Annotated in this window: 22 protein-coding genes and 4 pseudogenes; 23 read left to right on the top strand and 3 right to left on the bottom strand. The window is 67.3% G+C overall.

The features are described 5' to 3' along the window. The first annotated feature begins 111 nt into the window (after window positions 1–111). The 13 genes from ftsH to cls all read left to right on the top strand — a co-directional run bounded on the left by ftsH (window position 112) and on the right by cls (window position 12,485). Window positions 112–2,130 (top strand): ATP-dependent zinc metalloprotease FtsH, encoded by a 2,019-nt coding sequence (gene ftsH / locus IEX31_RS12885; protein WP_188743838.1) that lies wholly within the window; start codon window positions 112–114, stop codon window positions 2,128–2,130. 30 nt (window positions 2,131–2,160) lie between these two features. After that, window positions 2,161–2,754 (top strand): GTP cyclohydrolase I, encoded by a 594-nt coding sequence (gene folE, locus IEX31_RS12880; protein WP_188743837.1) that lies wholly within the window; start codon window positions 2,161–2,163, stop codon window positions 2,752–2,754. An 88-nt stretch (window positions 2,755–2,842) separates the two neighbouring features. Beyond that, window positions 2,843–3,643 (top strand): dihydropteroate synthase, encoded by an 801-nt coding sequence (folP, locus tag IEX31_RS12875; RefSeq protein ID WP_188743902.1) that lies wholly within the window; start codon window positions 2,843–2,845, stop codon window positions 3,641–3,643. Beyond that, a complete protein-coding gene (gene folB, locus IEX31_RS12870; protein WP_229662342.1) occupies window positions 3,627–3,998 on the top strand; it encodes a dihydroneopterin aldolase in 372 nt (123 codons plus the stop codon). Before folP ends, folB begins: the two co-directional genes overlap by 17 nt. Continuing rightward, window positions 3,995–4,480: a 2-amino-4-hydroxy-6-hydroxymethyldihydropteridine diphosphokinase gene (gene folK, locus IEX31_RS12865; RefSeq protein WP_188743835.1), complete on the top strand. Its 486-nt coding sequence runs from the start codon at window positions 3,995–3,997 to the stop codon at window positions 4,478–4,480. The genes folB and folK overlap by 4 nt, the downstream gene beginning before the upstream one ends. Further along, entirely contained in the window at window positions 4,477–4,950 is a 474-nt protein-coding gene (locus tag IEX31_RS12860; protein ID WP_188743834.1) for a DUF3180 domain-containing protein, read from the top strand. Before folK ends, IEX31_RS12860 begins: the two co-directional genes overlap by 4 nt. After that, window positions 4,943–5,476 carry a PH domain-containing protein gene (locus IEX31_RS12855; protein WP_188743833.1) on the top strand — a complete coding sequence of 178 codons (534 nt, stop codon included), beginning with the start codon at window positions 4,943–4,945 and terminating at the stop codon, window positions 5,474–5,476. The genes IEX31_RS12860 and IEX31_RS12855 overlap by 8 nt, the downstream gene beginning before the upstream one ends. Continuing rightward, window positions 5,473–7,206 (top strand): PH domain-containing protein, encoded by a 1,734-nt coding sequence (locus IEX31_RS12850; RefSeq protein WP_188743832.1) that lies wholly within the window; start codon window positions 5,473–5,475, stop codon window positions 7,204–7,206. Before IEX31_RS12855 ends, IEX31_RS12850 begins: the two co-directional genes overlap by 4 nt. Next, on the top strand, window positions 7,196–7,954 hold the full coding sequence (locus IEX31_RS12845) for a Rossmann-like and DUF2520 domain-containing protein (RefSeq protein ID WP_188743831.1): 759 nt from the start codon (window positions 7,196–7,198) through the stop codon (window positions 7,952–7,954). The genes IEX31_RS12850 and IEX31_RS12845 overlap by 11 nt, the downstream gene beginning before the upstream one ends. Window positions 7,955–7,959: 5 nt before the next feature. Beyond that, entirely contained in the window at window positions 7,960–8,820 is an 861-nt protein-coding gene (panC, locus tag IEX31_RS12840) for a pantoate--beta-alanine ligase (RefSeq protein WP_373285525.1), read from the top strand. A gap of 225 nt (window positions 8,821–9,045) precedes the next feature. Then, a complete protein-coding gene (gene lysS, locus IEX31_RS12835; RefSeq protein ID WP_188743830.1) occupies window positions 9,046–10,578 on the top strand; it encodes a lysine--tRNA ligase in 1,533 nt (510 codons plus the stop codon). Window positions 10,579–10,836: 258 nt separating this feature from the next. Further along, complete coding sequence (locus IEX31_RS12830) at window positions 10,837–11,013, top strand: hypothetical protein (protein WP_188743829.1); 177 nt, start codon at window positions 10,837–10,839, stop codon at window positions 11,011–11,013. Further along, window positions 11,010–12,485, top strand: a complete 1,476-nt coding sequence (gene cls, locus IEX31_RS12825; RefSeq protein ID WP_188743828.1) for a cardiolipin synthase — start codon at window positions 11,010–11,012, stop codon at window positions 12,483–12,485. The genes IEX31_RS12830 and cls overlap by 4 nt, the downstream gene beginning before the upstream one ends. Window positions 12,486–12,606: 121 nt before the next feature. Here cls and IEX31_RS18955 read toward each other — a convergent pair. After that, window positions 12,607–13,104 (bottom strand): annotated as a pseudogene (locus IEX31_RS18955) (pirin family protein); the annotation flags it as partial. A 102-nt stretch (window positions 13,105–13,206) separates the two neighbouring features. On the opposite strand from IEX31_RS18955, the gene IEX31_RS18950 reads away from it, so the two are divergent. Next, window positions 13,207–13,656 carry a hypothetical protein gene (locus IEX31_RS18950; RefSeq protein ID WP_229662348.1) on the top strand — a complete coding sequence of 150 codons (450 nt, stop codon included), beginning with the start codon at window positions 13,207–13,209 and terminating at the stop codon, window positions 13,654–13,656. Window positions 13,657–14,264: 608 nt separating this feature from the next. On the opposite strand, the pseudogene IEX31_RS19620 reads toward IEX31_RS18950, so the two are convergent. Both IEX31_RS19620 and IEX31_RS19615 read right to left on the bottom strand, forming a co-directional pair. Continuing rightward, window positions 14,265–14,581 (bottom strand): annotated as a pseudogene (locus IEX31_RS19620) (integrase core domain-containing protein); the annotation flags it as partial. A gap of 114 nt (window positions 14,582–14,695) precedes the next feature. Continuing rightward, window positions 14,696–15,457: pseudogene (locus IEX31_RS19615) on the bottom strand (IS3 family transposase); the annotation flags it as partial. 187 nt (window positions 15,458–15,644) lie between these two features. On the opposite strand from IEX31_RS19615, the pseudogene IEX31_RS12810 reads away from it, so the two are divergent. The 9 genes and pseudogenes from IEX31_RS12810 to IEX31_RS12770 form a co-directional block, all read left to right on the top strand. Beyond that, window positions 15,645–15,818 (top strand): annotated as a pseudogene (locus IEX31_RS12810) (transposase); the annotation flags it as partial. Window positions 15,819–15,908: 90 nt separating this feature from the next. Beyond that, entirely contained in the window at window positions 15,909–17,642 is a 1,734-nt protein-coding gene (locus IEX31_RS12805) for an AMP-binding protein (RefSeq protein ID WP_229662347.1), read from the top strand. Then, window positions 17,626–18,672 carry a phosphate acyltransferase gene (locus IEX31_RS12800; protein ID WP_268236989.1) on the top strand — a complete coding sequence of 349 codons (1,047 nt, stop codon included), beginning with the start codon at window positions 17,626–17,628 and terminating at the stop codon, window positions 18,670–18,672. Before IEX31_RS12805 ends, IEX31_RS12800 begins: the two co-directional genes overlap by 17 nt. A 2-nt stretch (window positions 18,673–18,674) precedes the next feature. After that, on the top strand, window positions 18,675–20,033 hold the full coding sequence (locus tag IEX31_RS12795) for an acyclic terpene utilization AtuA family protein (protein ID WP_188743824.1): 1,359 nt from the start codon (window positions 18,675–18,677) through the stop codon (window positions 20,031–20,033). Then, complete coding sequence (locus IEX31_RS12790; RefSeq protein ID WP_188743823.1) at window positions 20,030–20,335, top strand: AtuA-related protein; 306 nt, start codon at window positions 20,030–20,032, stop codon at window positions 20,333–20,335. The genes IEX31_RS12795 and IEX31_RS12790 overlap by 4 nt, the downstream gene beginning before the upstream one ends. Further along, window positions 20,328–20,984, top strand: coding sequence for a TetR/AcrR family transcriptional regulator (locus IEX31_RS12785; protein WP_188743822.1), 657 nt, complete (start codon window positions 20,328–20,330; stop codon window positions 20,982–20,984). Before IEX31_RS12790 ends, IEX31_RS12785 begins: the two co-directional genes overlap by 8 nt. Before the next feature lie 57 nt (window positions 20,985–21,041). Continuing rightward, window positions 21,042–22,640 (top strand): acyl-CoA carboxylase subunit beta, encoded by a 1,599-nt coding sequence (locus IEX31_RS12780; RefSeq protein ID WP_229662340.1) that lies wholly within the window; start codon window positions 21,042–21,044, stop codon window positions 22,638–22,640. Continuing rightward, window positions 22,594–24,642: an acetyl/propionyl/methylcrotonyl-CoA carboxylase subunit alpha gene (locus tag IEX31_RS12775; protein ID WP_373285524.1), complete on the top strand. Its 2,049-nt coding sequence runs from the start codon at window positions 22,594–22,596 to the stop codon at window positions 24,640–24,642. The genes IEX31_RS12780 and IEX31_RS12775 overlap by 47 nt, the downstream gene beginning before the upstream one ends. Window positions 24,643–24,705: 63 nt before the next feature. Beyond that, window positions 24,706–25,860 carry an acyl-CoA dehydrogenase family protein gene (locus IEX31_RS12770; protein WP_188743820.1) on the top strand — a complete coding sequence of 385 codons (1,155 nt, stop codon included), beginning with the start codon at window positions 24,706–24,708 and terminating at the stop codon, window positions 25,858–25,860. Window positions 25,861–25,986 lie beyond the last annotated feature (126 nt).

The raw sequence follows: 25,986 nt of genomic DNA, 5'->3' as shown, positions 1-25,986 counted from the left end.
CCGCCCGTGGCGGATACCGCGTAGCGCGGAACATGGGAAGTGATCCACGTGGGTCGCCCTCAGCGAACATACGGCCGCCCCCCAGCGCAGCCAATGTAGCCTTGCAGGACCATGAACATGAAGAAGATCCTGCGCGGGCCGATCATCTACATCCTGCTCGCGATCGTCGCCGTGTGGATCGGATCCAGCCTCATCACGGCGTCGGGCTTCCGCGAGGTCTCCACGCAGGAGGGCCTCGAGCTCCTGAAGGACGACAAGGTCTCGGCGGTCAAGATCGTCGACGGCGAGAACCGCGTCGACCTCACGCTCGCCGAGCCCGACGAAGAACTCGGATCGCAGGTGCAGTTCTACTACGTCACGCCGCGCGGCGTCGACGTCATCGCCGCCATCGACGAGGCGAACCCGAAGGACGGCTTCAACGACGAGGTCCCGCAGCCGAACTGGTTCCTCTCGATGCTCGGCATCCTGCTGCCGCTCGTGCTCATCGGCCTGTTCTTCTGGATCATGCTGTCGGGCATGCAGGGCGGCGGCAACCGCGTCATGCAGTTCGGCAAGTCCAAGGCCAAGCTCGTCTCCAAGGAGAGCCCGAAGGTCACCTTCGACGACGTCGCCGGTGCCGATGAGGCCGTCGAGGAACTGCACGAGATCAAGGACTTCCTGAAGGACCCGGCCAAGTTCCAGGCCGTCGGTGCGCGGATCCCGAAGGGCGTGCTGCTCTACGGCCCTCCCGGCACCGGCAAGACGCTGCTCGCTCGCGCGGTCGCCGGCGAGGCCGGCGTGCCGTTCTACTCGATCTCGGGCTCCGACTTCGTCGAGATGTTCGTCGGCGTCGGCGCGTCGCGTGTGCGCGACCTGTTCGACCAGGCCAAGCAGAACGCGCCGGCCATCATCTTCGTCGACGAGATCGACGCGGTCGGCCGTCACCGCGGCGCCGGCCTCGGCGGCGGGCACGACGAGCGCGAGCAGACGCTCAACCAGCTGCTCGTCGAGATGGACGGCTTCGACCCGAAGACGAACGTCATCCTCATCGCCGCGACGAACCGTCCCGACATCCTCGACCCGGCGCTCCTGCGCCCCGGTCGATTCGACCGCCAGATCGGCGTGGACGCACCCGACCTCAAGGGCCGACAGAAGATCCTCGAGGTGCACTCCAAGGGCAAGCCGCTCGCGAAGGGCGTCGACCTCGAGGTGCTCGCCCGCAAGACGCCCGGCTTCACGGGCGCCGACCTCGCGAACGTGCTCAACGAGGCGGCGCTGCTCACCGCCCGCTCGAACGCGCAGCTCATCGACAACCGCGCGCTCGACGAGGCCGTCGACCGCGTGATCGCGGGGCCGCAGCGCCGGAGCCGCGTCATGAAGGACAAGGAGAAGCTCATCACGGCCTACCACGAGGGCGGACACGCACTCGCGGCGGCGGCGATGAACTACACCGACCCCGTGACGAAGATCACGATCCTGCCGCGCGGTCGCGCCCTCGGCTACACGATGGTGCTCCCGCTCGAAGACAAGTACTCCGTCACCCGCAACGAGCTGCTCGACCAGCTCACGTACGCGATGGGCGGCCGGGTCGCCGAGGAGATCGTCTTCCACGACCCTTCGACCGGCGCGTCGAACGACATCGAGAAGGCCACGTCGACCGCTCGCAAGATGGTCACGGAGTTCGGCATGAGCGCCACCGTCGGCGCCGTGAAGCTGGGCCAGTCGCAGGGCGAGGTCTTCCTCGGCCGCGATATGGGCCACCAGCGCGACTACTCCGAGGAGGTCGCCGAGACCGTCGACGTCGAGGTGCGCGCCCTCATCGAGCAGGCGCACGACGAGGCGTGGCAGGTGCTGAACGCCAACCGCGACATCCTCGATCGCCTCGCGCTCGAGCTGCTCGAGCACGAGACGCTCGACCACAACCAGATCGCCGAGATCTTCACGCACGTCCAGAAGCTGCCCGAGCGGCCGCTCTGGCTGTCGAGCGATCGCCGCCCGGTCTCCGAGCGTCCGCCGATCTCGTTCCCGACCGAGAAGTTGCCGATCGACCAGGGTGCCGTCGACGGCGGCGTGGACTCGGGGCAGACCCCGGTCGGCGAGCCTGCGGGTGCCAGGGCGCCGCTGTCGAAGCCGCGCCCGGCGACGGCGTAGTCGTCCACCCCGACCCGAAGAGGGATGCCCATGGCCGACGTCGACACCGCGCGCATCGAGCGCGCCGTGCGCGAGATCCTGCTCGCCATCGGCGAGGATCCGGCCAGGCCCGGGCTTGAGCGCACGCCGCAGCGGGTCGCCGAGGCGTACGCCGAGTTCTTCGGCGGGCTCCACGTGGACCCGTTGTCGCACCTCGCCGACTCGGTGCCGATCGGCTCGAACGAGCAGGGCGTGCCTGCGACCTCGGACGCCGTGGTGCTCCGTGACCTCGCATTCCGGTCGGTGTGCGAGCATCACCTGCTCCCCTTCGTCGGCACCGCCCACGTGGCCTACCTGCCCGGCGACCGGGTCGTCGGGCTGGGCCGCATCCCCGCCGTGGTCGACACGCTCGCCGCCCGGCCGCAGCTCCAGGAACGGCTGGCCGAGGAGATCGCGGATGTGCTCCAGGAGGGTCTCGAGCCGAAGGGCGTGCTCGTCGTGCTCGACGCCCAGCACCGATGCGTGACCACGCGCGGCGCACGCCAGGAGCGCAGCTCGACGATCACCATCGCGAGCCGGGGCGCGCTCGCCGAGCCGGGCGCGCGCGCGGAGATCATCCATCTCATCGGAGCCCGGGATGCCTGAGGCTTCGAGGTTCGGCGACGAGGGTCTCGAGACACGTCCGGCTGCGCCGGGCGATCCTCGACCCGCGGGCGCGACGCGGCCGCAGGTCATGGGCGTCGTCAACGTCACGCCCGATTCGTTCAGCGACGGCGGGCGCTGGTTCGACGCCGACGCGGCGATCGCGCACGGGGTCGAACTCGTGGCCGACGGCGCCGACGTCCTCGACGTCGGCGGCGAATCCACGCGCCCCGGCGCCGCCCGCGTCGAGCCCGCGGAGGAACTGCGCCGGGTCGTGCCCGTCGTGCGCGAGCTCGCCGGTCGCGGCATCCGCGTGAGCGTCGACACCATGCGGGCGGCGACCGCCCTCGCCGCGGTCGAGGCCGGCGCGGGGATCATCAACGACGTCTCGGCCGGACTCGCGGATGCCGCCATGGCGCCCATCGTGGCCGAGACCGGCGCGCACTACGTCGCGATGCACTGGCGCGGCCACTCCGACCGCATGGACTCGCTCGCCGAGTACGGCGACGCCGCCCGCGAGGTTCGCGACGAACTCGCAGTCCGTGTCGACGCGCTCGTCGCGGCCGGCGTCGCGCCCGATCGGCTCATCCTCGACCCCGGGCTCGGCTTCGCCAAGCGCGGTGCGCAGAACTGGGCCCTGCTCGGTCGCCTCGACGTGCTCGCTGAGCTGGGGTTGCCCATCCTCGTCGGTGCGTCGCGCAAGCGGTTCCTCGGAACGCTGCTGCCCGACGATGCGCCCGTGGAGGCGCGCGACTTGCCGACGGCGGTTGTCAGCGTGCTCTTGGCGCAGGCCGGCGCGTGGGGCGTGCGCGTGCACGACGTCCGCGGCACGATGCGCGCCCTCGACGTCCTCGGGGCGTGGCAGAGTGGACGACGTGGCCAGCACACGTGATCGCATCGCCGTGACCGGCATCCGGGTCCGAGCGCACCACGGCGTCTTCGATTTCGAGCGCGCCGAGGGGCAGGAGTTCGTGATCGACGTGTCGGTGGCCGTCGACCTCGCGGCCGCGGCATCCGGTGACGACCTCGGTCGCACGGTGCACTACGGCGAGCTCACCGAAGCGATCGCCGCGGCGGTCGAGCGCGACCCCGTCGACCTCATCGAGACCGTCGCCGAGCGAGTGGCGGGCATCGCCCTCGGCTACCCCGCGGTCGAGGAGGTCGAGGTCACGGTGCACAAGCCGCAGGCGCCCATCGAGGTGCCGTTCACGGATGTCTCGGTCACGATCGTGCGGGGCCGCGCATGACGCGAGCGGTCATCGCGTTCGGCGCGAACCTCGGCGACCGGGAGGCCACCGTCGCCGCGGCGACCCGTGACCTCGCCGACACGCAGGGCATCACGCTCGTGGCCGTGTCGCCCGTGTACGAGACGCCGGCCATCAAGGCGGCGGGCGTCGACCGCGACGCCCCCGGCTACCTGAACGGCGTGCTCGTCATCGAGACCGCCCTCGAGCCGCACCGCCTGCTCGACGTGCTCCTGTCGGTGGAGGCCCGGCACGGCCGCGTGCGCACCGAGCACTGGGGCGACCGCACGCTCGACCTCGACCTCATCGACTTCGGCGGCCGCGAGGAGTCCGACGACCGGCTCGAGCTTCCGCATCCGCGAGCCTGGCAACGGGCGTTCGTGCTGCAGCCATGGCTCGACGTCGAGCCCGACGCCGTGCTGCCCGGTCGCGGGCCCGTATCCGAGTTGCGTGCGGCGGCGACCGACGAGGTGAGGCGCCGATGAAGCGCACGCACGCCTCGGCGGTGATCGCGTTCACGCTCGCCGGCGTCGTCCTGGGCTACCTCGGCGACCTCGCGACCGTGTCCGCCGGCGGCAAGGCCATCGTGCCGCCGCTGTCCCTTCCGGTGACACTCGTGGGCGTCGCGGTCGTGGTCGTGGCGCTCGCCTGGCCGATCCGTCGCGCCGTGAAGGGCAAGACCACGAAGCACCTCGACCCGTTCCGCGCCATGCGAACGGCGGTGCTCGCGAAGGCCTGCAGCCTCAGCGGCGCGCTCGTGTTCGGCTTCGGCATCGGCATCACCCTGTTCCTCGTGACCCGGAGCGTGGTTCCGGCGGCCGACACCGTCTGGCTCACGCTCGCCACCGCCATCGGCGCGGCACTCCTCCTTGCCGGCGGGCTCGTCGCCGAGTACTTCTGCACCCTGCCGCCCGACGACACCCAGCCCGAGAAGGAAGAGCACGCGCATGCCTGATGCCGCCCAGCACGACGAACCGGTCGAGGCGGCGCCCACGGTCGAAGCGCCGGCCGCGGCATCCGACACCGGATGGCACCGGGTCTCGCCGAAGTACGTCGTCGTCGAGGTCGTCGGGTCGCTCATCGGCATGGTCGTGTTCGTCGGCGCGTTCGCCATCGCCTACCTCGTCTGGGGCCAGTGGTGGTGGCTCTGGGGCGCCGTCGTGGTCGGCGTCATGTCGCTCGTGGGCATCGCCCTCGAGCCGCGGCGCGTGCGTTCCATCGCCTACCGGCTGCGCGAGGACGACCTGCTGTTCCGTCGCGGCATCATGTTCCAGCGGCAGGTCGCCGTGCCCTACGGAAGAATGCAGCTCGTCGACATCACGCGGGGCCCCGTGGCCCGCGTGCTCGGTCTCGCCGACCTGAAGTTCGTCACGGCTGCGGCGGCCACCGCCGTCACCGTGCCCGGACTGCCGATGGAGGAGGCCGACCGGCTGCGCGACCACCTCGTCGCCCTCGCCGAGACCCGCCGGGCGGGGCTGTGAGCGCACCCGTGCGCCCCCAGCGGGTCACGAGCCTCGCCGACGGCGAGTGGCACCGGCTGCATCCGGCCAGCCCGCTGCTGCGCGGAGGGCTCGCGCTCCTCGCGGTGCTCGGCTTCATCATCGCGAACCTGCGCGAACGGCTCGTCGACATGTTCCTCGTGCTCTTCGCGCCCGACGCGGCGCCGGCCTTCGACACCGGGTCCGGGGGCTTCGGCGACGACTGGGCGAACGACCCGCTCGGCGGCATCATCGCGAACGGGCTCGTCGGCTGGGCGATCGCCGGGGTCGGGGTCGTCATCGCGCTGCTCGTGGTCGGGTTCTGGCTGTCGTGGCGCCTGCACACCTTCCGCGTGACGCACGAGGCGGTCGAGGTGCAGAGCGGCATCCTGTTCCGCTCGCATCGCAGTGCCCGGCTCGACCGCATCCAGGGCATCAACGTCACCCGTCCGCTGTTCGCGCGGCTCTTCGGCACGGCGAAGCTCGAGGTGTCGGTGGCCGGGCAGTCCGCCAACGTGCAGCTGGCCTACCTCGGGTCGGCGCTCGCCGACGGCCTGCGCGCCGACATCCTGCGGCTGGCGTCGGGCGCCCGGGCCGCGAGGGCGGCGACCGCGGTGGCAGCGGCCGGCACGACGGCGCCCGGCGCGGCGGCGGCGGCCGGCGCCACGACGGCGATCGGCACGACGGAGGATGCCGCGACCGCGACCGGCGCGGCGTCGGCACCGGTCGACGCCGCCGCGCCGGGGGTGCCGGCGTACGCGAGCCGAATTCACGTGCCCGCCGTGATCGGCCATCGCGTCGACGAGTTCCTCGCGCCCGAACTCGATCCGACGCTCGCGCCGCCCGAGTCGGTGGTGCACCTGCCGCTCGGCCGGGTGATCGGCTCGACCTTCCTCGGCGGCTCGATCATCTGGCTCCTCATCCTGGTCGCCGTCATCGCGGTGGGCTTCGGCACCGGCCAGTGGTGGGTGCTGTTCTCCTTCGTGCCCGCCGTGATCGGTCTCGTGAGCTACGTGTGGTCGCGCATCACGAAGTCGCTGCGGTACTCGATCGCCGGCACGCCCGACGGGGTGCGCATCGGCCACGGCCTCCTCTCCACGGGCAACCAGACCATCCCGCCGGGTCGCGTCCACGCGATCGAGGTGTCGCAGTGGATCCTCTGGCGGCCGTTCGGCTGGTGGTCGATCCGCATCAACGTGGCCGGGCAGTCGGTCAGCGCATCCAACGACGCGGCGCAGCGCACGCTCGTGCTGCCCGTGGGCACCGTCGCCGACGTGCACCGCGTGCTCGGCCTGCTGCTTCCCGACGCGGCATCCGCGATCGCGCAGGTCCTCGACGCGGGGCTCACCGGGAGGTCCGGCACCGGCGGGTACTCGCGCACCCCGGCTCGCGCCGCCTGGCTGCGCCCGTTCTCGTGGCGGCGCATCGGCTGGACGCTCGCGGGCGGTGTCGCCCTGCTGCGACGCGGCTGGCTGCAGCGGAGCCTCATCTTCGTGCCGCTCGCACGCATGCAGTCGGTCGCGGTGGCCGCAGGTCCCATCGCGCGGATGCTGCGGCTCGCGTCCGTGCGCATCCACACGGTCGCGGGGCCGGTCACGGCGAGCCTGCCGGTCGTCGACCGTGCCGAGGGGTTCGCGCTGTTCGAACGACTGGCCGACGAGGCCGTCGAGCTCGCCGCGAGGGACACGTCGGACCACTGGGGCGCGCGTGCGGAGGCCGCGGATGCCCGCTGAGCGCGCCGGGCGGCTGGGCGTCGGCACGATCGGCGCGGGGCGCGTGGGAGCGGTGCTCGCGTCGGCGCTCGCCGGCGCAGGTCACGCGCTGACGGGCATCGCCGCGGTGTCCGAGTCCAGCCGGGAGCGTGCGGGAGCGATGCTGCCCGCCGTTCCCGTTCTGCCCATTCCCGAGATCGTCGAGCGCAGCGAGCTCGTGCTGCTCGCCGTGCCCGAGACCGAGCTCGGGGCGCTCGTCGCCGGCCTCGCCGAGGCGGGCGCATGGCAGCCCGGGCAGCTCGTGTTGCACACCGCCGCCCGATTCGGCACGGGGGTGCTCGCGCCTGCCGTGCGCGCCGGTGCGATTCCGCTCGCGGTGCACCCCGCGATGACCTTCACGGGCACGAGCATCGACCTCGCGCGCCTGCCTGGCACGTGGTTCGCCGTGACGGCGCCCGCGCCCGTGGTGCCGATCGGCCAGGCGCTCGTCGTGGAGATGGGCGGCGAGCCTTTCATCGTGGCCGAGCACGACCGCGCCGCCTACGGTGACGCGATCGACACGGCCGTGTCGTTCTCGACCGCCGTCGTCGACCAGGCGAGCGGGCTCCTCGAGGGCATCGGCGTGCCGCGAGCCGGCGCCGTGCTCGCCTCGCTCGTGCGCAGCACGGTCGAGAACGCCCTCGCGCGCCACGATGCGGGGCCGCTCCCCGACGGGGCGGGTACGATCGACGAGGCCGGTACCGACCGGCCTCTTGGAGGTGGCGGGTGACCGAGGTGGCCGTGGGCACGCACACGGTGACGACGATCGCGGAACTCAGAGCGCTCCTCGACGAGCGACGCGCGGCCGGGGCATCCGTCGCCCTCGTGCCGACGATGGGCGCCCTGCACGACGGGCACTTCGCCCTGGTGCGGCGGGCCCGGGAGCTCGCCGACGTCGTCGCGGTGTCGATCTTCGTGAACCCGCTGCAGTTCGGGCCCGACGAGGACCTCGAGAAGTACCCGCGCACGCTCGAGGCGGATGTCGCGGCGCTCGCCGGTCTCGGCGTCGACGCGGTGTTCGCGCCCGGCTTCGACGAGATGTATCCCCGCGGCGCCGAGGGCGGCACCACCGTGCATGCCGGTCCGATCGGCGTCCGCTACGACGGGGCATCACGGCCCGGCCACTTCGACGGCATGCTCACGGTGGTCGCGAAGCTGTTCAACATCGCCCAGCCCCACGTCGCGGTGTTCGGCCAGAAGGACGGCCAGCAGGCGTTCCTCGTGTCGCGCATGGTCGCCGACCTCGACCTGCCGGTGCGCCTCGACGTGGTGCCGACGGTGCGGGAGTCCGACGGGCTCGCCCTCTCCAGTCGCAACCGATACCTCGATCCCGTGCAGCGGAAGGCGGCCCTCGTACTCGTCGAGTCGCTGCGCGCCGCAGAGGCAGCGGCCGCCGACGGCCTGTCGGAACTGCTCGCCGAGGGGGTCGCCGCCTTCGGCGACCACGAGGGCGTGAACCTCGACTACTTCGTCGTCGTCGACCCCGACACGTTCCTGCCGATCGCCGACGACTTCCGCGGTCGCGCGCTCGTGCTCGTCGCCGCGTACGTCGGCAGCACGCGCCTCATCGACAACGCCTACGTGCAGGTCGGCTGAGGTGGGTCTCGACACGCTCCCTGCGCGACAGCGCTGACCCGGCTTCTGCAGGAGAAAGGGACCCATCCCTGCCCCACGAGCGGGATGGGTCCTTTTTTCCTGCACTGGCTACGTTTTCCTGCACTGGCTACGAGTCGTGCCGCCGAAGGCGATGTGTGGCGAGATCCGTGCAACCGCGCCCAAGTAGGCTGGTGCACGGACGTTTCCGCGAACCGAGAGTGAACGATGGCCGAGACCCAGACGGATGCCGCAGCCGAGCCGACCGCCGAGGAGATCAGCGTTGACGAGATCTCCGAGCAGAAGGCCGTCCGGCTCGCCAAGCGCGACCGGCTGATCGCGGAATCCGACGACCTCGGTCTCGGGGCGTACCCGGTGCGACTGCCGATCACGGCCACCATTCCCGAGGTGCGCGATCGTTTCGTCGGCCTCGGCGTCGACGAGGCGAGCGGCGAGCGCGTCGGGCTCGCCGGCCGCGTCGTGTACTCGCGCAACACGGGCAAGCTCTGCTTCGCGACGCTGCAGTCGGGCGATGGCAGCCGCATCCAGGCGATGGTGTCGCTCGCCGAGGTGGGCGAGGAATCGCTCGCCGACTGGAAGGACCTCGTCGACCTCGGCGACCACGTGTTCGTCGCCGGCGAGGTGATCACGAGCCGCCGGGGCGAGCTGTCGATCATGGTGAAGGAGTGGCGCATCGCCGCGAAGGCGATCCTGCCGCTGCCGAACCTGCATCATGAGCTCTCCGAGGAGACGCGGGTGCGCAGCCGGTACCTCGACCTCGTCGCGCGCGAGCAGGCGCGGCGCAACGTCATCGATCGCGCCAAGGTCAACGCGAGCCTCCGATCGACGTTCACGAGCCTCGGATTCATCGAGGTCGAGACGCCGATGCTCCAGGTCATGCACGGCGGGGCATCCGCTCGCCCGTTCGTCACGCACTCGAACGCGTTCGACACGGAGCTGTACCTGCGCATCGCGCCCGAGCTCTACCTCAAGCGCGCGGTGGTCGGCGGGATCGAGCGCGTGTACGAGATCAACCGCAACTTCCGCAACGAGGGCGCCGACTCCACTCACAGCCCCGAGTTCGCGATGCTCGAGGCCTACGAGGCATACGGCGACTACCACACCATCGCCGACCTGACCCAGCAGCTCGTGCAGGATGCGGCGCTCGCCGTCTCGGGTTCGCACGTCGTGACCTGGGCCGACGGCACCGAGTTCGACCTCGGCGGCGACTGGGAGCGGCTGTCGATGTACGACTCGCTCTCCGAGGCCGTAGGGGAGGAGATCACGGCGGAGACGCCGATGTCGCGCCTGAAGCAGGTCGCCGATGCGGTCGGCATCGAGATCGACCACCCGCTGCCCGGCAAGTACGTCGAGGAGCTCTGGGAGCACCACGTCAAGCCCCGCCTCGAGCGCCCCACGTTCGTCATGGACTTCCCGCTCGACACGTCGCCGCTCGTGCGCCAGCACCGCTCCATTCCGGGCGTCGTCGAGAAGTGGGACCTCTACGTGCGCGGCTTCGAGCTCGCGACGGGCTACTCGGAACTCGTCGACCCCGTCGTGCAGCGTGAGCGCTTCGTCGAGCAGGCGAAGCTCGCCGCGGGCGGCGACCCCGAGGCCATGCGCCTCGACGAGGAGTTCCTGCGCGCGCTCGAGTTCGGCATGCCGCCGACGGGCGGCATGGGCATGGGCATCGACCGCCTGCTCATGGCGATCACGGGACTCGGCATCCGCGAGACCATCCTGTTCCCGCTGGTCAAGTGAGCGGATGCCCCGAATGAACGGATGCCGCGAATGAACGACTCCCTCCCCAGAAAGGAACTCGAGCCCGACCCCGACCCGAAGCGCCCGTCGAACGCGCGCCCCATGCTCGGGATCGTGTTCGGCGCAGGGACGGGCTCGCATGGTGGGTCGTACCGTGCATCCGCGACTTCTCGATTCGGATGAGGTCCACCTTCCGACCTCTCCGCCGGCCCGGCCGGTGGGTGGATTCCGAGGAATTGACCGTATCCTGATGGGACTATGGACGAATTCTGGGCGAACGCGATCTGGTCGCTCGCGCCGACGGTGCTCATCGGGCTCATCTTCTGGTTCGTGATGCGCTCGGTCATCCGCGCCGACCGCGGTGAGCGCAAGGCGTACGCCCGCATCGAGGCCGAGGAGCGCGCGAAGCTCGGTCGCGAACGTCCGGCCGGATGACGATCGACATCACGGCGACGACGATCACCGCGATCGTCGCCGCCGCCATCATCGTCGTCGACATCGTCGTCCGCGTGATCGCGGTCATCGTGGTGCCGCGCAACCGCCGACCCACGGCGGGCATGGCGTGGCTGCTGGCCATCTTCTTCATCCCGGTCGTGGGCATCCTGCTCTTCGTGCTCATCGGCAACCCGAAGCTGCCGAAGCATCGCCGCGAGAAGCAGGCGCAGGTCGACGAGTACATCCGGGAGTCGACGCACGGCGTCCAGCGCGTGAGCGACAGCACGACGTGGCCCACCTGGTTCGACGGCGTCGTGCGACTGAACCGCAACCTCGGCGCGATGCCGCTGATCGGATCCAACAGCGCGAGCCTCATCGGCGACTACCAGGGCTCGCTCGACGCCATGACCGAGGCGATCCGCGGTGCCCAGCGGTACGTGCACGCCGAGTTCTACATCTTCGCGTACGACCGCACCACGGCTCCCCTCTTCGACGCGCTCGGCGGGGCCGTGGCGCGCGGTGTCGAGGTGCGCGCGCTCCTCGACCACATCGCATCGGCTCGCATCGCGGGGTACCGGAAGACCCTGAAGCGACTCGACGACCTGGGCGTGCGCTGGCAGCTCATGCTGCCGGTGCAACCGTGGCTCGGACGGTACCAGCGGCCCGACCTTCGCAACCACCGCAAGCTCCTCGTCGTCGACGGCGAGGTCGGCTTCATGGGCTCGCAGAACATCATCGATCGCTCGTACAACAAACCCGGCAACATCCGTCGCGGCCTGAAATGGAAGGAGCTCGTCGCGCGCGTCGAGGGCCCCATCGTCTCGGGCCTCGAGGCCATCTTCGCGACCGACTGGTACCTCGAGACCGGCGAGCCGCCGATGCGCGAGATCGTACCACTCGGCCAGCAGAGCGAGGCGCAGGGCCTCGACTGCCAGGTCGTGCCGAGTGGCCCGGGCTACACGAACGAGAACAACCTGAAGCTCTTCCTCGCCCTCATGTACGCGGCGCGCGAGCGCATCATCCTGACGAGTCCGTACTTCGTCCCCGACGAGGCGATGCTCCGAGCGATCAGCGGTGCGACGCAGCGCGGCGTGCACGTCGAGCTCTTCGTCTCGGAGGTCGGCGACCAGGCGCTCGTGTATCACGCGCAGCGTTCGTACTATGAGGCCCTCCTCCGCGCGGGCGTGAAGATCTGGCTCTACCAGGCGCCGTACATCCTGCACTCCAAGCACTTCACGATCGACGACGACGTCGCCGTGATCGGCTCGAGCAACATGGACATCCGCTCCTTCGAGCTCAACATGGAGGTGTCGCTCCTCGTGCGCGGCGCCTCGTTCGTGCGCGAGATGCGCGTGGCCGAAGACGACTACCGCCGCAACAGCCGCGAACTCACGCTCGAGGAGTGGCTGCGCCAGCCGCTGCGCTCCACCGTGCTCGACAACCTCGCCCGGCTCACCTCGGCGCTGCAGTAACGACGCGGGCGGATGCCGCGGCATCCCGCCCGCCCGGCCGCGCCCGCTTTGCTCCGCGTCGCGGCTTCAGCAGGCCGGCGGCTATCACGACCGGGGCTTCAGCCGCATCTTCGGCAGCTCGGGCGTCGTCGATCGCGACGGGCACCGTCTCGGCGTGCTCGAAGAACGGTTCGATACGGCGGGATGCCTCGGGCAGCGCCACCCAGAGCTGCAGGCCGTGCACCCGCGTCGTGCCCGGGGTCGACACCTCGGAGTGCGAGATGCCGCGCCCCGCGGTCATGAGGTTCACGGCGCCCGGACGCACGAACTCGTGACTGCCGGCGCTGTCGCGGTGCTCGATCTCGCCGTCGAAGAGCCAGCTCACCGTCTGCAGTCCGGTGTGCGGATGCGGCGGCACGACCATGCCGCCCGAGGCGGCGACGTCGTCGGGGCCGTGGTGGTCGGCGAAGCACCATGCGCCGATGGTCGTGCGCCCGTGCTGGGGGAGCGTGCGCCGCACGTTCATGGCGTGCGGTCCGCCGAGCGGGACCTCGCGCGGCGCGAGCACCTGCACGAGCGGCCTGGTGGGCTCCTCGGGCGGGCACGTGAGCTCCACCGGATCGCGTTCGAGGTTGCTTATGTCCGGAATGCTACTCGGTGCCGCAGCGCCCCCGCCCGGGCACCCGGAACCGCCGCCGGGCGTCGCCGTCGCGCGTGCGCGCGACCCGATAACATGTGGGGCATGGCATCCTCCCTCCCCCTTCGCCGTGCCGGCCTCGTGGCAGCGGCCGTGGCATCCGTGTTCCTGCTCTCCGCGTGCAACCCCGGCGGCGGAGCGATCGAGGACTACAGCGGCCTGCCCGTCAACGACCACGCCGGCGACGCCGAGGGGCACGAGGGCGCCGCCGAGGACGAGGTGCAGGCGGCCTGGCTCCAGCAGGGCGGGCAGATCGCCGTGACCATCCCCGGCAGCTCGACCTGCCCCGTCGTCGGCAGCAGCATCCGAGTGCTCGACAAGGCCGGTGAGGGCAACCGGGTGGCGGTCGACGTCGTCGAGCGCACCGAGGACGAGGTCTGCACGATGGACCTCGTGCCGCACACCACGGTGTTCTGGACGCCGGTCGACGTCACCACGACCGAGGAGCTCGTCGTCGAAGTCGTGGGCGAGACCGTCACGGTTCCCGTCAAGTAGCGCTCGCGTGTCGGCACGACCCGGGGGTTCGCGGTCGCGGGGCCTCGCCGCGGGTCGGGTGCCGGACGGCTCGGCGGCTTGGGCAAGGAGGGCCGCGTGGGGCATCCCGGCCGCACTTGCACTCGGCCTGAGTCTGTGTCGATCTGCCGGTGTTGCGTGACGAATCGCCACGTCGGCCCATGCGGCGCTCGACGTTCCCGACGTGGCGATGGGCGGATCCGGGAGACCTGCGGCATGGGTCGCGGCCGCGGTGGCGGGCGCGCTCGCGGTTGCGATGCACGTCTTCGCGCTGATCGCACTCGCGACCACCGCGGTCCTCCTGCTCGGCCGACGTCGTGCGACCGCGAAATGGGCCCTCGCCGCCGCGTCGGCCGCGGCTGTCGGCGCCGGGAAGCCCGACGGGCGATCGGGAACATCGCGGATGCCGCAGGACTGGCCACCGACCGCCCCGTCGTGTTCGACGCCATCCTGCTCGCGGCACTGCTCGCGGTGCTGGTGCTCGCCCTTCTCGTGACGGCGCGGTGGGGCGAACGGGATGTCTCAGATCCCGAGTCCGACTCCGACTGGGCTGTCAACGTCAAGCTTCGTAGACGGTCTCTTTGTGGATTTCAGGCCGCGGCTGTGGTCTGGGCGTGGTAGGCGGCCCGGGTCTCGGTGGGGGTGCGGTAGCCGAGGGTGGAGTGCAGCCGACGGCGGTTGTAGAACACCTCGATGTACTGCATGACGGCGAATCGTGCTCGTCGTCGGGTGGCGAAGCTCTGCCGGTAGTACGTCTCGTTTTTTGAGCATCGAGAACCACGATTCGGCTACCGAGTTGTCCCAGCACCCCGGTGCGGCCCACCGACAAGCGCACGCCCAGCCGGCCCGCGAGGGTCGCGTACTCGTCGGAGGTGTACTGGGCTTCCACGGTCCGAATGGAACACGGNGAAGACCATCAAGGACGTCGCGGTCGCGTATGGCGTTGGTCCCGAGACGCTCCGCACGTGGCTGATCAAGTACCGCGACACGCGCGGCGGGACCGAGGCCGAGCTGTGGCCTNGGTTGAACAGGTCGATCACCGTCGCCAGGTACAGCCAGCCCTCGCCGGTGCGCAGGTAGGTGATGTCGCCGACCAGGCGGGTGCCGGGCGCGTCGGCGGTGAAGTCCCGCTCCAGCAGATCGGGGCGCGTCACGACGTCTACGGCGGGGATCGTGGTGCGCTTCTTGGTGCGGGGCTGGATCCCGAAGGTCCCCAGTTCCCGCATGATCTTGCGGAGCAGGCCCTCCGAGGCGGTGATCCCTTGGCGGCCCAGCTCGGCGAGCACCCGCCGGAACCCGTTCACGCCGTGCGAGTCGTCGTGGATCTGCGTGATCACACCCGACAGCCACACCCGCCGCGCCGTCGTCGGGGGCACCGTGTCCCGCCGCTTGGCCCACGCGTAGTAGCCGGCGCGTGAGACCCCGAGCAGACGGGCCATCAGCTCGATCGTGAAGGCGGCCTTCTCCGCGTGCATCAGCGTGAACTTCTCGCTCACCGCTGCTCCTTCGCGAAGAAGGCCGCGGCTATTTTCAGGAACGCGTTCTCCTCCGCCAGCCGCCGCACCTCGGCCTCCAGCCGCGCGACCCGCGCGGCCTCGGTCGGAGGCGGCGCCGTCTCCGGATCCGGGTGCTGGACCCGATACGCCTTCACCCAGTAACCGAGCGAGCTCTCGCTGATCTCCAACTCCCTCGCGACCTGCGCGATCGGGCGCTGACCCTGCACGACGAGCTGGACCGCGTCGGCCTTGAACTCGTCAGTGAACTTCCTGCGACTCGTAGACATCTCTGCCTGTCGTTCCTTCCTGGTAACGACCGTCCACCAAAAGTGTCACACCCCAACCTCCAGCACATCCTCCATCCGGGCGACGANGACCGCGTCGGCCTTGAACTCGTCAGTGAACTTCCTGCGACTCGTAGACATCTCTGCCTGTCGTTCCTTCCTGGTAACGACCGTCCACCAAAAGTGTCACACCCCAGTACTCGCGTTCTTAGACCGCCCCGGCACATCGAACGGCCCGGCAGAGGCGATCAACGGCCGACTCGAACACCCCCGCGGATCCGCCCTCGGATTCCGAAACCTCACCCACTACATCGCAAGATCGCTCCTCGAAGCCGGCGGCTCCAGACCCGCACTACACCCCTGATTTCGAAGAGCCGGTTGACCTCGCAACTTGACCGAGGGTAGAGTCACCGACCAGCGATCGAAAACTAGGACTCGCCCTCGCCGCGGCCATGTGCCGACACGAGGACTTCAACGAAGAAGGAAAAGTGCCTTGCCGATTTCAACTTATGACTCAGCAACAGAAACTCTGCCGGACCGACTGGCTGCCGCACGGAGTGGTAACGCCGAGCGAGAAGCCATCGTTTGTTATCAGGACAATGGGGCGCGTGTTACTCGGCTGACTTACGACGAGCTCTACCGACGGGCCGTGGAAATCGCCAAGGGGCTGAGTGCCCGAGGCGTCGGCTATGGCGACAACGTCGCGATCTGGCTTCCGAATTGTCCTGAATGGGTCTTGTTCCAGCACGCGACAGCCATGATCGGCGCCGTGCTGGTGCCAGCGAACTCCTTCTACCGGCAGGACGAGTTCGAGTACTTGCTTCGTCAGTCCGATTCAGTGGTCCTGGTGTACACGCCTCGGTTCCTGAACCTCGACTACCAACAGGCTCTCGCCAACCTAATGCCTGAGTTGGAGACTGCCGAAGCACACTCGGAGACTGCGGACGCGAGCCGCTTCGAACGGTTCCCTATGCTGCGTGACGTCGTGTGTGTGGACGACGAGACTTGTCTGCCCGGAACCCTGAGTCTGCAAGGGCTGGTCGACGCCGGTCGGGAGATGACGGACGAGGATCTGCTCCGGATCACGGCGGATGTGAAGCCCGACGACACACTCATGATCATGTACACATCCGGCACGACGGGAGACCCCAAGGGTTGCATCCTGTCGCATGCGAACCTTTTGACGAACTCCTGGCATTTTAGTGAGGCACTCGAACTTGCGGATGACAGCAGGTACCTCATTCCGGTTCCTTTCTTCCACAATGGTGGGTGCGTCCTTGGCCTTCTGAGCGCGTTGCAGCGCGGATCGACGCTCATCTCTATGGATCGGTTCGTTCCGTCACTGGCTTTGCGCATCCTCGACGAAGAGAAGTGCACGCACACTGGTGGCGTACCCACCAACTACATCGCGCTGCTGCACGATCCAAGCGTCAAGGAGCACACCTACGACGCCCTCAGGATGGGATTCATGGCGGGGGCGCCGTGTCCGGTCGAGACCAGCAGGGCTGTAGAGAACACGTTCGGGATGACGCTCATCATCGGAATGGGCATGACCGAGAGTTCCCCCCTCATCACGGTTTCCCGCCGCAATGATCCGTTCGAACTGCGAGTCGCCTCAGTCGGCCGACCCAAGGGCTGCGAGGTGAAGATCGTCGACCCGGTGACGGGAGACGAATTGGGCCCGGGAATCGACGGAGAACTCTGCACTCGCGGCCCGAACGTCATGAGGGGTTACTACAAAATGCCGGAGAAAACCGCTGAGGTTATCGACAGTGAAGGCTGGCTCCACACCGGGGACATTGCGAGGCGGGACGAGGACGGGTTTTACCATGTCACGGGGCGTCTGAAAGACCTGTATATCGTCGGGGGCGAAAACGTGGCGCCGGTGGAGGTTGAGGCGTACGTGCGCACCCATGCTGCCGTCCAGGATGCGTATCTCGTCGGCGTCCCGGACGAGAAGTACGGCGAAGTCGGGCTTGCCGTCGTGCAGCTGAGGGCAGGTCATGAGACGACGGAGGCCGAACTCATCGAGTACTGCCGAGGAAAGCTCGCCAGCTTCAAGGTGCCACGATACGTCCAGTTCGTGACTGAGTATCCGCTCACGCCGGCCGGAAAGGTGAAGAAGTTCGTACTAGTGGAGGAGTATTCAACATTGCTGAGCCTCAAACGCAATGACATCACGGCCTGATAACGCGTCCTCGAACGCTCCCGGTGTCGGTGCGTGGCGGGACCTTGAGGGCATCACTTCGTCGTTGCGAGTTGCGTTTGTGGAGGGCGACGAACCGCGAATGCTTCACGCTGCGACCCGGGTCGAGGAAGCGGGGCTCTGTCGACCTGTGCTGATGGGGGATCGGGCCGGCATCGAGCGTGCAGTGCACGAGCGCGTCGCTGACATCGTCGATGTCAGCGACAGCGCGGTTCGCGCACAGTTGCTCGATGACTTTGAGCGCCACACCGGGCACGCGCCGGAGTTGGGGCGCGAATCTCCGACGAATCCTGCCCTCTGGGGCGCGATGCTCGTGCGATGCGGGTGGGTCGACGCGGCCATTGGGGGAGCGCGCACCACGAGTGCGGACATGCTCCGCGCTGGCCTGTCATGCATCGGCTTAGCAACGGACAGAAGCACGGTCAGCGGAGCCATGTTCCTCGACACGCAGCGGCCAGACATCGGCTCGAACGGCACGCTGGCGTTCGCGGACGCGGTGGTGACTCCGCTACCCACGATCGAGCAGCTCGTGGATATTGCCGCCGCCACAGCGCAATCCTGGCGGGCCTTGATGAAGACCGAGCCGCGTATCGGCTTTCTCTCCTTCTCCACGCACGGCAGTTCCGCATCGTCGCACGTCACGCGCATCCAGGAGGCGGTCGCGCTGTTCAAGCAGTCTTTCCCCGAGGAGGTCGTCGACGGCGAATTACAGTTCGACTCTGCTGTGTCGAAGGCTGTGGCGGATCGCAAGCACGCGGTGGGCGAAGTTGCGGGTACCGCCAATGTTCTCATCTTCCCAAGCCTCGATTCGGCGAATATCGCCTACAAGGTGGCGGAACAACTGGGTGGCGCGCGGGCGCGGGGCCTCCTGCAGGGTTTGGCGCAGCCGCTTGCGGACGTGTCGCGGGGAGCAAGTGTCGACGACATCGTCATGACTGTTCGAATGCTATTGGTCGACGCGCTGCAAAGATTGGCACCCGAGAGCAATCGACGAGAAGGAGTTCGGAGTTGAGCATGGTCAGAATTGCCAATGGACAGGCTTTTTGGGGCGACAGTCCCTCTGCTCCGATCGCCCAGGTACGAGGAGGCGAAATCGATTACCTGACGTTGGACTACCTGGCCGAGATCACCATGTCTGTGCTACGCAAACAGCACGAGCGAGACCCATCCGCGGGGTACGCGAGGGACTTCGTCGAATTGATGTCGGAGATCATGCGGGAATGCATTCAGAAAGACATCAAGGTGATTGCGAATGCTGGCGGGGTCAATCCGGAGGGCTGTGCGCAAGCCCTGCTTGATGTTGCCGTGAGCCAAGGGATCAGCGGATTGCGGGTCGGTGTAGTCACCGGCGATAACATTGTGGGGAAGTTGGACGACCTGATCCACCAGGGGGTGTCGCTGCAGAACCTGGACACCGGTCAGCCCTTTGAAAAGGTCAGCGACCGCATCGCCAGTGCCAATGCGTACCTCGGAGCCGAACCGATTGCTCGCGCTCTGGCAGAGGGAGCGAACGTGGTGGTGACCGGTCGCTGCACTGATCCGGGACTGGTGCTGGGGCCGCTCGTGCACGAGTTCGGCTGGCGATGGGATGACTGGGACCTGCTCGCAGCGGGCACTGTCGCGGGGCACACGATTGAATGCGGGGCCCAGGCTACCGGTGGGAACTTCCAGGGCGGTTGGCGAACGATGCGTGACCTCGCTCACGTCGGGTATCCGGTCATCGAGGTCAGTGCCGACGGCAGCTTCGTCGTCACGAAGCACCCGGGGACCGGTGGAGCGGTGACGACCGCTACGGTCACGGAGCAATTGCTGTACGAACTCGGCAACCCCACGACCTACCTGTCACCCGATGTGACCGCGGACTTCACCGGCCTCCAGGTTCGAGAAGTGGGCGAGGATCGGGTCGAAGTCACGGGCGCTCAAGGCAGACCACCGACGGACTCACTCAAGGTCTCGATGGCCTACTCGGACGGCTTTCAAGGTTCCGCCATGATCACGTATGCATGGCCGGATGCAGTGGCAAAGGCCAAGTTGGCGGACGAGATCCTGAGAACCCGAATTGATGACCTCGGCCTGTCGTTTCGCGAGATGCGCACCGACCTGGTCGGCTATGGGTCGGTTCACGGACGCGTGATTCCCCCTGAGGCGTCGGAGACGTCGGAAGTTGTCTTGCGGGTGTCGATCTGGGCGGACGACCAGCGCACCGTGAGCAGATTCGCGGCGGAAATAGCTCCCCTGGTGATGGGTCCAGCAGGTTTCACTGGGCTGCTGGCCGGCGGACGAATTCGGCCAAGCCTGGTCATGGCCTACTGGCCGACTCTGATTCCCAAGACTGTCGTTGATCCCCAAGTGATTGTGAGAGATGGCGTATGAGACTGATCGACATTGCGCACGCCAAGTCCGGCGACAAAGGTGATTCCGTCAACATCGGACTCATCGCGCGTGACCGCTCGAACTACCCCCTGATGGTGCGGGAGGTCACGGCGGAACGGGTGGCGCAGCACTTCGAGGGAGTCTGCCTCGGCACGGTCGAGCGATATGAGCTGCCAAATCTCGGGGCGCTCAATTTCATCTTGACCGCCGCCTTGGGGGGCGGTGGTACGACGTCGTTACGCGTGGACGCGCAAGGCAAAGCCATGGGCGAGGCGTTGCTCTTCATGGAGATCGGTGTCTGAGCGTGCCGATGCCGCCTCTGCGGAGACTCGGAGGAGCCAGGCTGTGGGAGGGTTGCCAGCCACGAGGCGCAGAGAACTGCGTCAGTATCGGCGGCGTACCGAGATCCTCGAGGCGGCGGCCGGGGAGTTCGCGGACCGTGGCTATCATGACGCGAGCTTGCAGACGATCGGCGACAAGGTCGGCCTTTCGAAGGCCAGCCTCTACTACTACGTATCCTCGAAGAGCGACCTGCTCGCTGAGCTGTTGCTCGCTGTTATCGATTCCCAACCGGCTGAGGTGGAGGAAGGAGATCCTGCCGAACGGCTGCGCAAGTTCATGTACACGCATGTAATTCGTGTGTGCACTACGGTCGAGGGCAAGGCGCTCGCGGAGAATAGCGCCGTGCTCATGTCGAGGACCGCAGCTCCCCGATTGGCCGCAGCTCGACGACGGTACGAGGAAATCCTTGCCTCCATTCTGAGGGCGGGTATCGCAGCAGGAGAATTCAAGGATCTCCCAGTGATTCCATTGGTAAAGTTCATCCTCGCAGGCCTGAACTCGGTGCCGCTCTGGTACCGAGCTGGTGGCGAGCTTCCCTTGGAGCGCGTCGTTGACGACGTCATGGGTGTTCTTTTCGCGGGCGTGGCAGTCCTGCCTGACCGTTCATAGAGCGCCCACGCGGCGCTTCATTCGAACGTATATGTAGATCGAGTAGGGAGGACAACCGTGCAGGTATTGCCCGATCGCGTGCAGAGTTCCTCTGATGTATTTCAGAAGAACCACGCCCAAATGCGGATGAGCCTTGACGAGCTCGCAGAGGTTCGTGCGGCGACGTTGCATGGTGGGGGCGAGAAGTCGGTGGCGCGTCTTCGCGCACGCGGCAAGATGCTCGCGCGGGAGCGCATTGAGTGGCTATTGGACGAGGACTCCGCATTTCTTGAATTGATGCCGTTCGCAGCATGGGGCACCGAATTCACCGTCGGTGCCAGTGTCGTGACCGGCATTGGTGTCATCGAAGACGTCGAGATCATGTTGATCGCTCATGACCCGACCGTGCGCGGAGGAACCCTCAATCCCTTCAGTTTCAAGAAAATCTTCCGCGCGATGGAGATCGCGAAGGAGAACCGACTGCCGGTAGTGACCCTCGTCGAATCAGGCGGTGCCGACCTTCCGACGCAGGCGGAGGTCGCCATACCAGGCGGGCGCATGTTCCGCGACCTGACTGATCATTCCTCCGCTGGGCTTCCCACGATCGCTCTCGTGTTCGGCAACGCGACGGCCGGTGGCGCCTACATGCCCGGTATGTCCGACTACGTGGTGATGGTTCGCGAGCGAGCCAAGGTATTCCTGGGCGGGCCACCACTGGTGAAGATGGCGACGGGTGAGGCTTCTGACGACGAGTCGTTGGGTGGGGCAGAGATGCACGCCCGGACTTCCGGACTTGCCGACTATTTGGCCGAGGACGAACTGGACGCGATTCGCATCGGCCGAGAGATCGTGCGTCGACTGAACTGGCGGCGACTGGGGTCGGGCCCGAGCGAACCGCCCGACGAGCCACTCTTTCCCGCAGAGCAGCTCCTCGGCATCCCATCCTCGGATCCGAAGGTGCCGTTCGATCCGCGCGACGTTCTTGCTCGGATCGTCGACGGCTCGAGGTTCGATGAATTCAAGCCGCTCTACGGCACCTCGCTCGTCACGGGATGGGCGTCGGTGCACGGTTACCCCGTGGGAGTCTTGGCCAACGCACGAGGCGTGCTCTTCAACGAGGAGGCCGAGAAGGCGGCCCAGTTCATCCAACTCGCCAACCAGATCGACACGCCACTGCTGTTTCTTCAGAACACCACTGGCTACATGGTCGGAGAAACATACGAGCGAGCCGGGATCATCAAAGACGGAGCGAAGATGATCAACGCTGTGACCAATAGTCGAGTACCGCATCTCACGGTCAACATAGGCGTCTCCTACGGAGCAGGGAACTACGGCATGGCTGGTCGCGCGTTCGGCCCTCGGTTCCTTTTTTCATGGGCGAATTCAAAGACCGCGGTGATGGGCCCACAACAACTCGCGGGCGTGATGTCGATCGTCGCCAAAGAGTCGGCGGCGGACCGCGGTCTGCCGTTTGACGAGGCGGCCGACGCCGTAATGCGTGAGCGAGTGCAGTCGCAGATCGAGCGTGAGCAGACTGCATTGGCGATCAGTTCACGAGTGTATGACGACGGCGTTATCGATCCGCGTGATACCCGATCTGTGCTGGGTATTTGTCTGTCTGTGATCCACAATGCAGAAGTCCGTGGCCAACGCGGCTACGGCGTGTTCAGAATGTGATGCCATGCCTTCGATAAGCACGCTCCTGGTAGCCAATCGCGGCGAGATCGCTAGGCGAATATTTCGTACCTGTCGGGAAATGGGAATCCGCACGTCCGCCGTCTATTCCGACGCTGACGCGGACGCGCCCTACGTGGCGGAGGCCGACGTGGCAGTTCGGCTGCCGGGCGTGACTCCGGCGGAGACCTACCTGCGTCCCGAACTGCTGGTAGACGCTGCACTCAGAGTCAGCGCGGATGCTGTGCATCCCGGCTACGGATTTCTCTCCGAGAACGCGAGTTTCGCCCGCCTCTGTGCAGCAAACGGGCTCACCTTCGTGGGTCCGCCGGCGGGGGCGATCGAGGCGATGGGGTCGAAGCTCGCCGCCAAGTCGATCATGGCCGATGCAGGCGTTCCGACGCTGCCCTGGATTGATGTCACGACGCTGGACGAGAGCGCGCTCCGAACCGCCGCCGACGACCTCGGCTATCCGCTGCTGGTCAAGGCGTCCTCAGGGGGCGGGGGCCGCGGCATGCGCGCTGTGCCGGACTCCGGCGACCTCGTCGAGTCGGTCGCGGCGGCCAAGCGGGAGGCCGCTGCCGCATTCAGCGACGCGACCGTCTTCCTGGAACGACTCGTGGTTTCTCCTCGCCACGTCGAGGTGCAGGTGCTCGCCGACACGCATGGCGCTGTCGTGCACTTGTTCGAGCGGGACTGTTCGATTCAGCGCCGGTATCAGAAGATCATCGAGGAGAGCCCTTCGCCCGCCGTCGATGGCGCGCTCCGCGAACGGATGGGGCGGGACGCGGTGGTGGCGGCGAAAGCCGTCGGCTATGTGGGCGCGGGCACCGTGGAGTTCGTGATGGACGACCAGGGACGTTACTACTTCCTCGAAATGAACACCCGGCTGCAGGTGGAACATCCGGTGACCGAACTTGTCACCGGGCTTGATCTGGTCGGTCTGCAGCTCTTGGTCGCCGAGGGCGAATCGCTTCCTGCGGAGCTTGCTGATGCTGCCCTCTCCGGCCACGCGGTCGAAGCACGGCTCTACGCCGAGAACCCGCTGCAGGAGTTCTTGCCGCAGATCGGAACCCTCGACACCTTCGACTTCGGGGAGGTGCCGGGCGTGCGAATCGACAGCGGGGTCGAAACCGGATCATCGATCAGCCAGTACTACGACCCGATGGTGGCGAAGGTCATTGCCTGGGCACCCAGTCGGCGGGAGGCGATACGCAAGCTCAGCACGGCGCTCGCCGGCGCCCGCATTCACGGGCTCGTGACGAACCGGGACCTCCTGGTCGGCATTCTGGAGCATCCGGAGTTTGCGGCTGGCAATACCGACACGGGATTCTTGATCCGGCATTCACCGGTCGAGCTCGGGCGCCCGCTCGCTGGACCAGAATCACAACGCCTGCATGCGGTCGTAGCGAGCCTGGCCCTCGTCGTGTGGAAGCGGGAGGGTGCGTCCGTGCAGCAGACTGTCCCCGCCGGGTGGCGGAACCACCGGTCGCAGCCGCAGACCATCACCCTCGAGGCTGGAGAGACGAGATACCGCGTCGCCTACGTGCTGGACCAAGGAACCGTTCGCGCACAGGTCAACGATGAAGACCTCCCCGAAGTCGCCGTCCGTGCGCTGGCGCCGGATCGTGTCGTGCTCGTGGTGAGCGGTGTCCGCGAAGCCTTTCAGGTCAAGATTTGCGGTGAGCGAGACACACCGACCGTGCATGTCGATAGTCGCATCGGGCACACCTCCTTCACACGGATCGCGCGCTTCGAGCCGACCTCGTCAGCCGCTCTCGGCGGGTCGCTCAATGCGCCGATGCCGAGCACCGTGGTCCGGGTCCTCGTTGCCAACGGCGACGTCGTCGCCGCCGCGGAACCGCTCTTGGTACTCGAGGCCATGAAGATGGAGCATACCGTGACGAGTCCGCACGCGGGCGTGGTTCGGGAGGTCATGGTTCTCCAGGGGGCAACAGTGCGCGACGGCGAAGAGCTCGTCGTGATCGACGGCAACGAGGAGTAAGCGGCCCGGCCGCAGATGAGCGCCTCCGGCGCCCACCATCTGAGAATTGAGTTAGGAGCACCGATGGACTTGCGTGAAACCGATGAGCAGAGCGCTCTCCGGAATGCGGTGGCGAAGCTTGGACGATCCTTTGGGCACGACTATTTCGTTGAAACCTCGAAGTCAGGAGCGAAGAGTACTCAGCTCTGGAAGGCCGTCGGACAGCACGGATTCTTGGGGGTGAATCTGGCAAAGGAGTACGGCGGCGGCGGTGCTGGGGTATACGAGTTGCAGATAGTGGCTGAGGAGTTGGCCGCTGCTGGGTGCCCGCTCCTCATGATGGTGGTGTCCCCTGCGATCTGCGGGTCGGTCATCCAGTCGTTCGGCACGGAGGAACAACGACAGCGGTGGCTCCCGCGTCTGACTTCAGGCGAGATGATCATGTCCTTCGCCATCACCGAACCCGACGCGGGTTCGAACTCGCACAACATCTCGACGCAGGCTCGCCGCGACGGCACGGACTATGTATTGTCCGGCACCAAGTACTACATATCCGGTGTGGACGAGGCTGACGCCATCCTCGTCGTGACGCGCACCGGGACGGACGAGAGGGATCGTGGGCAGCTGAGCCTCATCGTGGTTCCTGCTGACGCCGCCGGTCTGACGAAGTCCGTCATTCCAGTCGAGATCACGGCGCCAGACAAGCAGTTCAACCTCTTCTTCGATGACGTCCGCGTCCCTGCGGATTGCCTGATAGGGCAGGAGGGTGATGGCCTGCGCCAGGTCTTCCAGGGTCTGAATCCGGAGCGCATTATGGGGGCCTCCATCGGCAACGGCATCGCTCGATATGCGCTCGCCAAGGCAGCTGAATACGCCCGAGGACGCCAGGTATGGGGCGTTCCGATCGGCACGCACCAGGGCGTGGCGCATCCGTTGGCGCACGCGCGGATCAACGTCGATCTTGCTCGTCTGATGACGCAGCGTGCCGCATGGCTGCATGACGAGGGAGATCCGCTGGCGGGGGAGGCCGCGAACATGGCGAAGTTCGCCTCAGCCGAAGCAGGAATGGCCGCATTGGACCAAGCCATCCAGACCCATGGCGGGAACGGGTTGTCGACCGAGTACGGGTTGGCCACCCTGTGGGGTTCGATGAGGCTCATGCGGACGGCACCGATCAGCCGGGAAATGATCCTCAACTATGTCGCGAAGCACAGCCTCGGCTTGCCGAGTTCCTACTAGTAGCGTGTCGCTCCTAATTATTTGTGTATGTTGGGATTGGGTTGTCCTGATTGATACTTGATCGGGAGGAGTCGTCTGTCATGCCCAGGCCCAAGGACCATGTTGTCGCGCTGTCGACGGAGGATC

It is taken from the genome of Agromyces bauzanensis (assembly GCF_014645655.1).
GTDB classification, from domain to species: domain Bacteria; phylum Actinomycetota; class Actinomycetes; order Actinomycetales; family Microbacteriaceae; genus Agromyces; species Agromyces bauzanensis.
Note: the sequence above shows the minus strand (reverse complement) of the source record. Positions and strands in the feature narration are given on the sequence as shown.

What these genes read in the sequence shown, in the direction of transcription:
- ftsH (WP_188743838.1), top strand. Translation starts at nt 112, where the DNA reads ATGAACATGAAGAAGATCCTGCGCGGGCCGATCATCTACATCCTGCTC.
- folE (WP_188743837.1), top strand. Translation starts at nt 2,161, where the DNA reads ATGGCCGACGTCGACACCGCGCGCATCGAGCGCGCCGTGCGCGAGATC.
- folP (WP_188743902.1), top strand. Translation starts at nt 2,843, where the DNA reads ATGGGCGTCGTCAACGTCACGCCCGATTCGTTCAGCGACGGCGGGCGC.
- folK (WP_188743835.1), top strand. Translation starts at nt 3,995, where the DNA reads ATGACGCGAGCGGTCATCGCGTTCGGCGCGAACCTCGGCGACCGGGAG.
- IEX31_RS12860 (WP_188743834.1), top strand. Translation starts at nt 4,477, where the DNA reads ATGAAGCGCACGCACGCCTCGGCGGTGATCGCGTTCACGCTCGCCGGC.
- IEX31_RS12855 (WP_188743833.1), top strand. Translation starts at nt 4,943, where the DNA reads ATGCCTGATGCCGCCCAGCACGACGAACCGGTCGAGGCGGCGCCCACG.
- IEX31_RS12845 (WP_188743831.1), top strand. Translation starts at nt 7,196, where the DNA reads ATGCCCGCTGAGCGCGCCGGGCGGCTGGGCGTCGGCACGATCGGCGCG.
- lysS (WP_188743830.1), top strand. Translation starts at nt 9,046, where the DNA reads ATGGCCGAGACCCAGACGGATGCCGCAGCCGAGCCGACCGCCGAGGAG.
- IEX31_RS12830 (WP_188743829.1), top strand. Translation starts at nt 10,837, where the DNA reads ATGGACGAATTCTGGGCGAACGCGATCTGGTCGCTCGCGCCGACGGTG.
- cls (WP_188743828.1), top strand. Translation starts at nt 11,010, where the DNA reads ATGACGATCGACATCACGGCGACGACGATCACCGCGATCGTCGCCGCC.
- IEX31_RS18950 (WP_229662348.1), top strand. Translation starts at nt 13,207, where the DNA reads ATGGCATCCTCCCTCCCCCTTCGCCGTGCCGGCCTCGTGGCAGCGGCC.
- IEX31_RS12800 (WP_268236989.1), top strand. Translation starts at nt 17,626, where the DNA reads ATGACATCACGGCCTGATAACGCGTCCTCGAACGCTCCCGGTGTCGGT.
- IEX31_RS12795 (WP_188743824.1), top strand. Translation starts at nt 18,675, where the DNA reads ATGGTCAGAATTGCCAATGGACAGGCTTTTTGGGGCGACAGTCCCTCT.
- IEX31_RS12790 (WP_188743823.1), top strand. Translation starts at nt 20,030, where the DNA reads ATGAGACTGATCGACATTGCGCACGCCAAGTCCGGCGACAAAGGTGAT.
- IEX31_RS12775 (WP_373285524.1), top strand. Translation starts at nt 22,594, where the DNA reads ATGCAGAAGTCCGTGGCCAACGCGGCTACGGCGTGTTCAGAATGTGAT.
- IEX31_RS12770 (WP_188743820.1), top strand. Translation starts at nt 24,706, where the DNA reads ATGGACTTGCGTGAAACCGATGAGCAGAGCGCTCTCCGGAATGCGGTG.